Below are 9,868 nucleotides of genomic sequence, written 5' to 3'. Positions count from 1 at the left end.
ACCCATACCTCTCCTGGGCCATCCAGGGCATCGAAGGGGCCTTTGAACAACCCGGTGAGATATATCTTTCCATCCTTAACCACCATGTCCGAGGCCTTGTCTTCGGTGGTCTCCCCGTGCTTTTGGGTCCATACGAAGTCCCCATCCAGAGTGTATTTGGCCAAGAATACATCGCTCCCAAAGGCCTCGCGTGTTGTGACTCACGGCCATGGATCGAAATCCACCGTTTCTCTGAAATGACCGTATATGTAGTAGTGCCCCTCGCCATCCGTATCTATAGCCTGTCCGTGGTCACTAGGCCCCACTCCACCAATGGAATGTGTCCAAAGCAGACTGTCCGAGCCACTGAAGCGCATGATACCCATATCTCTGGCTCCATTGGATAGCAATGAGTCCTGTGTGTCTCCTACGGTATAGAAACACTTCACTCTATGCTGGAACATGGCGAGATAGGTGCCGTCCTCGGCCCAGGCCATATCCACTGCTTCCATATCTCCTCCGCTCTCGATATGATAGGTATGAAGTACGTTTCCTTGATAATCCAATCGCATAATGAGCACATCACGCAGCCCGCGCGAAACAAACTCTGAGGAATCTATGGTCAAGGTGTCAGAAAAAGCGATAGAGAGTAGTATCTCTCCTTGATCATTAACGTCTATCCTCCGCACTTCTTCATCCCCTGAGGATCCGAAATGCTTGGCCCACATGATGCCTCCGTTCTGGTTCTGTTTCAGCACATAGACATCCCTTTCTCCCAGGGCCTCGAATTGATAGTTCGCATTGAAGCCGATCTCAACTTCGAATGTGCCTGTAGAAAGCAGTCCCCCATCCGGGGTCCAGTGGATATCAACGCCTATCTGATCCTGAAGAGAGCCGAAATGATCGGCCCAGGTCAAATAGGGCTGTGAGAATAAAAATAGGGATGAGCAAATGGAAAGGGTGAAGGATAATGCTCTTGCCATGGTACGTTCGGTTCAGTCTACTATCGGTGCGTGTGGGTTCCGATAGCTCAAATGTACACAAGGAATGTCCAATGACTTGAAATGAAAAGATCCCGCACTACGCGGGATCTTTTTGTGAGGTCGGTAGCAGATTCGAACTGCTGTAAAAGGTTTTGCAGACCTCTGCCTAACCACTCGGCCAACCGACCTTCTGTTTTCTCAAAGGAGGGCAAATTTAATAACTCTAGGGTTTACGTGAAGCCCCTCATAAGGTTACCGTGGTACATACGGCCTCCACATCCCCATTTATGGGTGGAGAAGGTTTACAGACCTTGACCTCGACACCTTCTACTCCTTCCAACTTCATCAGGTCTTCTGCTATGCGCAGAGTGACCGTTTCAATCAATTTGGACCGCTTTCTCAATTGTTCCTGTACCACCCTATTCACCTCTACATAGTCCACGGTCTTTTTCAGATCATCGGTGCGGGCTGCTTCGGTGAAATCCGTTCTCAATATCACATCCACCACATAGAGCTGACCGATCAGGGACTCCTCTTCCATACAGCCGTGATAGCCGTATCCCTTGATTCCATTGATGTGTATGCTGTTCATGTCGTAATGCTGGCTATGGCCTTGTCGATACGCTGAGTGAACGCTTCAGGTCCAATGATCTCCAAAGTGTCGAAAAAGGATGGCCCCATGGCCTTCCCCGTGACCGCCAGTCGCAAATTAGGCATGACTGCGCCCATTCCAAGTCCTTTTCTCTCGAGAAATGATTTGAACGTTTCTTCGAGAATTGCCGCTTCAAAGGGTTGGGTGTCAACGAGCAACTGCTTGACCTCGGAGAGGATCTGAGGGGTCTCTTCCTTCCACTTCTTTCTCACCATCTTCTCATCATAGCTTTCCGGAGCTGCGAACATGAATCGTCCTTCGAGCATGTCCTTGATGAAAAATGCCCGCTCTTTCAACAAAGAGACCGCTTGGATGACCTGTTCTCGTGGGGGTGTCAGTCCTTCTTGTTGGAGCAGTGGGATAAGTTCCCCTGCCAGTTCTTCATCGGAGCGCATCCGTAAGTATTGTTGGTTGTACCACTTGGCCTTCTCTGGGTCGAATTTGGCACCGGAGCGACCCACGCGGTCCATGGTAAAGGACTGTACGAGTTCTTCTTTGGAAAAGATCTCTTGTGTCGTGCCTGGATTCCACCCGAGGAAAGCTAGAATATTGACCACCGCTTCGGGATAGTATCCTGATTCGCGATATCCCGAGAGGGTAGCACCCGTTTTAGGATCTTTCCAGTCCAATGGGAAAACAGGGAAGCCTCCTTCATCTCCATCGCGCTTGCTCAATTTTCCCTTTCCGTTTGGCTTGAGTATGAGAGAAAGGTGTGCAAAGGTGGGGGCTTCCCAACCCATCCCCTTGTAGAGCATCACGTGTAACGGAGCCGAGGGCAACCACTCTTCTCCGCGTATCACATGTGTGATCTCCATCAGGTGGTCATCTACGATATTGGCCAGGTGATAGGTGGGCATCCCATCGTTCTTCATCAGCACCTTGTCATCCAATTGATCGGTACTGAACGATACCCAACCTCTGATGGCATCTTCAAATCGCACCTCTTCTCCCCTAGGCATCTTGAACCGGATGACATACGGCTCTCCAGATGCGATCCTGGATTCCACCTCATCAGCCGGAAGTGTGAGGGAATTCTTCATGGAATTCCGCGTAATGTTGTTATACTGCCATGAAGCCACTTTGGCCTTCTTGGCCTGTTCACGTATGGCTTCGAGGTCGGCCGGTGTGTCGAATGCATAGTAAGCATAGCCGTTCTCTATGAGTTGCTCTGCATATTGAGCGTAGATATCCTTCCTCTCGGATTGTCGGTATGGTCCTTTCTCCCCTCCGTACCCGACTCCTTCATCGGGTTCGATACCCAGCCACTTCAATGAATCTATGATGTATTCCTCTGCCCCGGGCACGAATCGAGTCCTGTCCGTATCTTCTATACGCAGCAGGAAGTCTCCTCCATGATGGCGGGCGTATAGATAATTGTATAAAGCCGTACGCACTCCTCCGATGTGCAAGGGGCCGGTAGGACTAGGGGCGAATCGCACCCTGATTCTCTTGTCTGACATGTCTCGAATTTCCTGTTTGGAGAGAAAGGGCGCAAAGGTAACAGCACCGTGTCACGAGGCCAAGCCCATCTAGGGGCGTGTGACCAGACTGCGGGCAGTGGATCCTGCCCCTACGGAAATGACCCAGATCTCCGTCAGGTCCAAGGAGGAGAGGTCGCAGGAAAAGATGCCGTTCTCACTTGTGATAGGTTCCTGCAGACGATTCCCCTTGTCGTCCATGAGTATGAAGGAGAGTAATTCGCTCTTGGGTCCTTGAGTCTCGATGCGAAGGACATCCTCTTCTAAGAATAAGCGGGCGGTGGCCATCACTCGTTTGCTGTTCTTCTGTTTCCCTCGCTTCTTCTTCCTCCCCTTCTTGTTCAGTGCAGCCTCTTCCTTTTCCTTCCAGCCTTCATCTATTCGCTCATATATGCGCACATAGTCCACCTCGAAGGTCTGGGGAAAGGGGGTGGATTCATCGATTCCTCCGTCAAATGACCCCGATCCTTCTCGTCCACTTACTCCCAGATTGAAGATGACATTGGCCGGGTACTGTAGCACCCCGGCCCATTGCTCGCGAGCTACATCATCCAGATAGAAGACAATCTCACCCGGCACCCATTCTCCTGCGTAGAGATGGAAGTCGGCTGTGAGATCACTGTCGGTCTTTATCCAATCGCCATAGCTGGAGGTGCGCCACCAGAGGAACTTGCGATAATCTGAACAGCCCGATGGACAGTGCATATCCACATGGTAGCTGAAGGGACGCTCTCCTTTGGCCTCTATGATGTCTATCTCTTCATTGGGGTTGGCCCCATAGAGCCAGAATGCAGGGAAGAAACCCTTACCTCGACTGGTCTTCAGTGAGGCTTCGAAATAGCCCTGGAAATATTGATCTTTGGAGAAGAGCATTCCTGAAGTGTATTCAAAGGGACGTCTATTGACCGTGCCCTTATCATCTATCACTTCGTTCGGACCCTTCCAAGAGATGCTCGTGGCCACTGTATCTTCTTTGCGCGCTTCCATGATGAGTTTTCCATCTTGCAGAAAGACATTGTCATCGGCATAGAACTGCAGCATCTCATTACCTAGGTTCCGTCCCCATGGGTAGCTCTTGCGCCATTTTTCCGTGTCGACTTGGTCTGTATCGAACTCGTCTCCAGTCACATAACGCCATTGGGCAAACCCGTCTTTTCGAAGCTGTAGCATCTCGATGGGTTGTGCCCAAAGGATGGTCCCTATCAATAGGGTGCAAATACTCGTCACTGCTCTCATAACAGGGCGGAATTTACGTACTCTGACCTTGAATTATACCGTTCCTAAATCGAGCATGGTTCTTGCAGCTCTTTTTTCGGACCTTTGCTTAAGGCGGTAGCCCCATCCAATATGGCAGATAATTATCAGATACTGATCGACAAGCTTGATTCATTCATACGCAAGTATTACAAGAATCAAGTGCTCCGCGGAGTGATCTATGCGGTGGGAATTATCGTGGCTAGCTTCCTGTTGGTGGCCCTGCTTGAGTATTTCGGGAGATTCGGAGTCGTTCCGCGTACCATAATGTTCTGGTCCCTGGTCCTCTCCATGGTGTATGTCCTCGGTCGTTTCGTGTTCCTGCCCCTGTTCAAACTCTATCGGCTGGGTGACACCCTCAGCTATGAGGAGGCCTCTAGGATCATCGGTGTGCACTTCAGTGAGGTGGAGGACCGCCTGCTCAATACTCTTCAGCTGAAGCAGAATACCCTCACTCAAGGGTCACCGGATATTTCATTGGTAGAGGCAAGTATCGATCAGAAAGCCCGTGCATTGAGCCCTGTTCCCTTCAACAATGCCATAGACCTGGGCTCTAATAAGCGCTATCTCAAGTATGCCCTTCCCCCATTGGCCATTCTACTGGTCATCCTGGTAGCAGCACCCAGTGTGGTGAAGGACAGTACCCAACGAATCATCCGGCATGATCAAGAATTCGTTGAAGAGGCTCCCTTCCGGTTCGTTCTGCAAAACCACTCGTTGGAAGTGCCTTCGGGTGAAAATCTGGATATCCAGTTACATATCGAGGGCGAGGCCTTTCCGACCGATGTGCGCATCATCCTAGACAATGGGAGTAGATTCCAGATGGAAAAGACCGACCCGGTCAACTATAGTTACCAGCTACGTAACATCCAAGAAAACACGGTGCTCCAATTCGAAGCTGGTGGTTTCAACTCAGTCCCCTACACCGTCAAAGTACTTCCCAAGCCCATCCTGCTCGGTTTCCAAGTCACCTTGGACTATCCCAGATACACTGGATTGAAAGATGAGATCCTAAGGAACAGTGGTGACTTGAATGTGCCTCAAGGAACCCGGGTGAAATGGAGCTTTGATACCCGGGATACCGATGAACTGGCGATCCGCATGGGTCAAGAGCGCCACCGCCCAGAATCGAGCAGCGCAGGCTTCTATGAATTCTCACAGACCCTAATGCAAAGCACTGCCTATACCGTAAGCACCTCAAATGATTATCTGACCAACCCTGACAGTATCACCTACTCGGTACAGGTGACCCCCGACCTTTACCCAGAGATCGACATTCAAGAGCAGGCCGACAGCCTGAACGATCGAAACATCTATTTCAGTGGTGAGGTCAGGGACGACTATGGATTCTCTAAGCTAGCCTTCAATTACCGCCACATCACCGACCGCGAGGATAGTTTGGTCAACGCAGGCCTCCAACGCCTGATCATTCCTCTATCCCCGGGTCTGACCGCTGAGCGCTTCTATCATTCCTTCTCTATGGACCTGATCGACATTCGTGCAGGTGAGTCGGTCGAGTATTATTTCGAGGTGTGGGACAACGATGGAGTGAATGGTGCAAAATCCACCCGCACCCGCGCTTCGGTCTACGAAGCCCCAACTGAAGAAGAGCTGGCCGCGCTTCATGAGCAGAACAGTCAGGAAATCAAGGATAACCTTGAGAAGAGCATCAAGGATGCGAAAGAGCTACAAAAGGCTGTTGACGATGTGCGCAGAGACCTCTTGGAGAAAAAGGAGCTCGATTGGCAGGACAAGAAACGTATCGAGAAGCTCTTAGAACAACAGAAGAAACTGGAGCAACAGGTGCAGCAGGCGCAGCAGCAGAACGAACAGTCTATGCAGCAACAACAGCGCTTTGAACAAGTGAACGAGAAGATCCTTCAGAAACAGCAAAAACTACAGGAGCTCTTCGAACAGGTCATGAGCCCCGAGATGCAGGAGATGATGGCCGAATTACAACGCCTCATGGAAGAGATGGATCCAGATAAGCTCGAGGAGCAACTGGAGAAAATGGAACTGACCAATGAGGATATCGAGGCCGAATTGGACCGCAATCTGGAACTCTTCAAGCAAATGGAATTCGAGCTGAAGGCCGAGGAGATCAAGCAGAAGTTGGACGAGTTGGCCGAAAAACAGGAAGACCTGGCGGATAAGACCGCTAAGGAAGAGGCCGATCCGGAGCAACTGAAAGAGGAACAGGACGCGCTGAACGAGGAGTATGAGAAACTCAAAGAGGAGATGGAGAAGCTCTCCGAGCTCAATGACGAGCTGGAAGAGAAGAACGAGATGGACATGATGGGCCTCGAAGAGGAGGTATCAGAAGATATGGAGAACAGCTCTGAATCACTGGAGCAAGGAGATAACCAGGACGCCTCTGATTCACAACAGGATGCTTCAGAAAAGATGCAGCAGATGTCCCAGATGATGGCGAGCATGGCCGGTGGTGGTCAGGAACAACAACAAGAGGATATGGATGCCTTGCGCGCATTATTGGAAAATATCATCGAGCTTTCCTTCGACCAAGAAGAGGTCATGAACTCGTATAAAGGCTTGGAAACGGACGACCCGAAATACAAGACCCACAACCAGACCCAGCGCAAATTGAAGGACGATGCGGTGGTGATCAAAGACTCGCTTCAAGCATTGGCCAAGCGTGTGGTCCAGATACAACCCATCGTCACCAAAGAGATCAACTCGGTCAATCAGAACATGGACAGATCCATCGAATTGCTGGCCGACCGAAGGACCCCTGAGGCCAATTCCCGTCAGCAATACGTCATGACCTCACTCAATAATCTGGCATTGTTGCTGGATGAGGCTTTGCAACAGATGCAACAGCAGATGGCTTCCAGTATGCCCGGTACGGGGAATTGTCAGAAGCCTGGTGGAAGCGGTCAGGGTAAGCCCAAGCCCGGTAAAGGGAACAGTATGAGCCAGATGCAGAAGGCCATGCAGCAACGTCTGGAACAGCTTCAGAAGGGCATGACCCCCGGCAAGGGGAAGGCGGGACCGGGTAGGTTCGGAATGAGCGAGCAATTGGCCCGTACCGCTGCTGAACAAGCCGCCATTCGCAGAGAGCTTGAGAAGATGTCCCAAGAGCTCAATCAGGATGGTAGCGGAGCTGGGAATGAGCTCAAAGAGATCGCCAAGCAGATGGAGGAGACCGAAAAGGATATCGTCAACATGCAGATCACCCGCCAGACCTTGGAGCGTCAGCAGGAGATACTCACCCGACTGCTCAAGAGCGAGAAGGCAGAACGCGAACGCGAACAGGATAACAAGCGCATATCCAACGAAGCTCAGAACTATGAACTCAGCTCGCCAGAGAACTTCTTCGAGTACCAGCGCGCCAAGCAGAAAGAGGTTGAATTGTTACGAACAGTTCCGCCTTCATTGAAGCCATATTACAAGAATAAGGTCAATGAATATTTCCTTAATTTCGACCAACCATGAATGAGGCTTCGATGAGCGAATTATTGGAAGAAAGGACCTTTGAATTTCCTTCTGAGATCGAGAACATCAACATCGTTGAGCGTTTCATCGATGAGGTATGTGATACCTACAAGGTGGGTGAGGAGAACTACGGGAATATCCTGATCGCTCTGACAGAGGCGGTCAACAATGCCATCTCCCACGGGAACCGGAGAGATCCTTCCAAAACGGTCTCCTTGACCTTCCGCCCTGCAGCGGATGAGCTTGTTTTCATCATCGAGGATGAAGGCCCTGGTTTCGACTATAACAACCTTCCCGACCCTACTGCTCCGGAGAATATCGAGCAACCCAACGGTCGTGGGGTCTATCTCATGCGCCACTTGGCCGATGAGGTCACCTTTGACGAGACCGGCTCTACGGTGGAGCTCAAATTCCACCACAAGACTCCGATCGAAGTCGCTTGAGCATGGGGGCCTCCCCTATCCGTTTCGTTCCACTTGATATAGATTTCGCCCTACGCGATGAGGCACATATAGCTCATTGGTTGACCCGCGTGGCAGAGGGCGAGGACTTTTTCATCGGCCGATTGACCTATCAGTTCTGCAGCGATGGGCATCTCTTGGAGATCAACCGTACCCACCTGAAGCACGACTACTATACCGACATCATCACCTTTGACACCTCACGACCCCCCGTCCTATCGGGAGAGGTCTTCATCTCCCTCGATCGGGTGCGGGCGAATGCGGCCGATATGGGTAAGGATGTGCAGGTCGAGCTCTATCGGGTCATGGTGCATGGTCTACTGCATTTAATGGGATACGCTGACGCCTCAGAAGAAGATAAGGCCCAGATGCGCAGCCTGGAGGACAATGCACTTCGCATGCTTCACTGAGCCTGCTGACACAACTTTTTTCTGATTCTTGCGTATAAGACCTTTTCATATGCATTACAAAACAATGAACTCTATGAAACAGCGCATTCTTGTACTTGGATTATTGATATTGACCTCTGCTTCATTCCATGCTCAATCGGGCGAATTCCACGTGGGGGCCAGATACGCCATGGGGGTATCTGATATCGTCTCTGACGGATTGGATGAGACCACTGGTAAGCTTGCATTCAATGCGGGTTTTGCTGGGCTCTACGAGCTGAGTAACTCCCTAGCACTCGGTGTGGACATACTAGGTTCCTGGAAGGGTGCTAAGGAGTCCGGGGACGAATATGCCGGTGATGATGTCTTCGGTAACCCCGTATACCGGGATTACAAAGGCAAGTACAAATTCATCGACCTCGAAGTCCCTCTAATGGCCTCCTATAGATTCTTGGAAGGGAACTTTCAGATCGGGGTCTTGGCCGGTGTTGCGACCAACTTCAATCTCGTTGCTTTACAGAGTCGCACTTATGACAATGAGAACTATAACGAGGACAACGGATTTGAGAATGCTAAGCTGAACAATATGGAAGCGGCCCATTTCAGTCATGTACTCGGACTTGGATTTCATGTGGGCTCTGAGGATGAGCAGCGCTTCTTCTTCGAGGTAAGGAACATAGGAGGCCTTTCTGATTTCGGCACGATCGATTCTCAAGGAGCACAACATAACCGCATCGAATTGGGTATCGGATATTACCTCTGATACTCCACGCATTATCTCAACCTATTCAAGAAACCCCGGGAGAAATCCTGGGGTTTTTTGTTCCTGCCCTCCCCTTCTTTCAGCGGGCTTATACATTGCGTACTTTTGCGGTTCAAAATGTCTGTTTCTTTTGTTTATACCTCTAATTTTCAGGTAATTAACAATTGTTCCACGTGGAACGGTGAATTGAATGTTAAGAAAAGAAGGCCGTGCTTGATAGCTATGACATAATCGTAGTAGGTGGTGGGCATGCCGGCAACGAGGCCGCTGCTGCGGCAGCAAACCTGGGCTCCAGGGTGCTCTTAGTGACCATGAACATGGGCACTATCGGACAGATGAGCTGCAATCCAGCGATGGGTGGAGTGGCCAAGGGGCAGATCGTACGAGAGATCGATGCCTTGGGTGGATATTCCGGTATCGTATCCGACCGTTCGGCCATTCAATTCCGCATGCTCA

10 protein-coding genes and 1 tRNA gene are annotated in these 9,868 nt (G+C 50.7%); 5 read left to right on the top strand and 6 right to left on the bottom strand.

Annotation, left to right across the window (positions count from 1 at the left end; all coding sequences use genetic code 11):
* The 6 genes from HKN79_07225 to HKN79_07200 form a co-directional block, all read right to left on the bottom strand.
* Nucleotides 1–164, bottom strand: a 164-nt coding sequence (locus tag HKN79_07225) for a hypothetical protein (GenBank protein NNC83352.1), incomplete at its 3' end; no start/stop codon positions are given.
* 36 nt (nt 165–200) lie between these two features.
* Complete coding sequence (locus tag HKN79_07220) at nt 201–962, bottom strand: hypothetical protein (GenBank protein NNC83351.1); 762 nt, start codon at nt 960–962, stop codon at nt 201–203.
* Nucleotides 963–1,079: 117 nt separating this feature from the next.
* Nucleotides 1,080–1,150 (bottom strand) — tRNA-Cys (locus HKN79_07215).
* A 56-nt stretch (nt 1,151–1,206) separates the two neighbouring features.
* Nucleotides 1,207–1,554, bottom strand: a complete 348-nt coding sequence (gene folB / locus HKN79_07210) for a dihydroneopterin aldolase (protein NNC83350.1) — start codon at nt 1,552–1,554, stop codon at nt 1,207–1,209.
* Complete coding sequence (locus HKN79_07205) at nt 1,551–3,074, bottom strand: glutamate--tRNA ligase (protein ID NNC83349.1); 1,524 nt, start codon at nt 3,072–3,074, stop codon at nt 1,551–1,553. The genes folB and HKN79_07205 overlap by 4 nt, the downstream gene beginning before the upstream one ends.
* A 69-nt stretch (nt 3,075–3,143) precedes the next feature.
* The gene (locus HKN79_07200; GenBank protein NNC83348.1) at nt 3,144–4,328 is read right to left on the bottom strand and encodes a glycoside hydrolase family 16 protein; all 1,185 of its coding nucleotides are present in this window, start codon (nt 4,326–4,328) and stop codon (nt 3,144–3,146) included.
* 84 nt (nt 4,329–4,412) lie between these two features.
* On the opposite strand from HKN79_07200, the gene HKN79_07195 reads away from it, so the two are divergent.
* The 5 genes from HKN79_07195 to HKN79_07175 all read left to right on the top strand — a co-directional run.
* A complete protein-coding gene (locus HKN79_07195) occupies nt 4,413–7,799 on the top strand; it encodes a DUF4175 family protein (protein NNC83347.1) in 3,387 nt (1,128 codons plus the stop codon).
* 11 nt (nt 7,800–7,810) lie between these two features.
* Nucleotides 7,811–8,242 (top strand): ATP-binding protein, encoded by a 432-nt coding sequence (locus HKN79_07190; protein ID NNC83346.1) that lies wholly within the window; start codon nt 7,811–7,813, stop codon nt 8,240–8,242.
* A 2-nt stretch (nt 8,243–8,244) separates the two neighbouring features.
* The gene (ybeY, locus tag HKN79_07185; GenBank protein NNC83345.1) at nt 8,245–8,670 is read left to right on the top strand and encodes an rRNA maturation RNase YbeY; all 426 of its coding nucleotides are present in this window, start codon (nt 8,245–8,247) and stop codon (nt 8,668–8,670) included.
* A gap of 73 nt (nt 8,671–8,743) precedes the next feature.
* Nucleotides 8,744–9,412 carry a PorT family protein gene (locus tag HKN79_07180; GenBank protein NNC83344.1) on the top strand — a complete coding sequence of 223 codons (669 nt, stop codon included), beginning with the start codon at nt 8,744–8,746 and terminating at the stop codon, nt 9,410–9,412.
* 209 nt (nt 9,413–9,621) lie between these two features.
* On the top strand, nt 9,622–9,868 hold a 247-nt coding region (locus HKN79_07175; protein ID NNC83343.1), incomplete at its 3' end, for an NAD-binding protein.

The sequence above is a fragment of the Flavobacteriales bacterium genome (assembly GCA_013001705.1).
Taxonomy (GTDB): Bacteria; Bacteroidota; Bacteroidia; order Flavobacteriales_D; family JABDKJ01; genus JABDLZ01.
The sequence above is the reverse complement of the archived record's forward strand: the minus strand, read 5'-3'. Positions and strand labels throughout refer to the sequence as shown.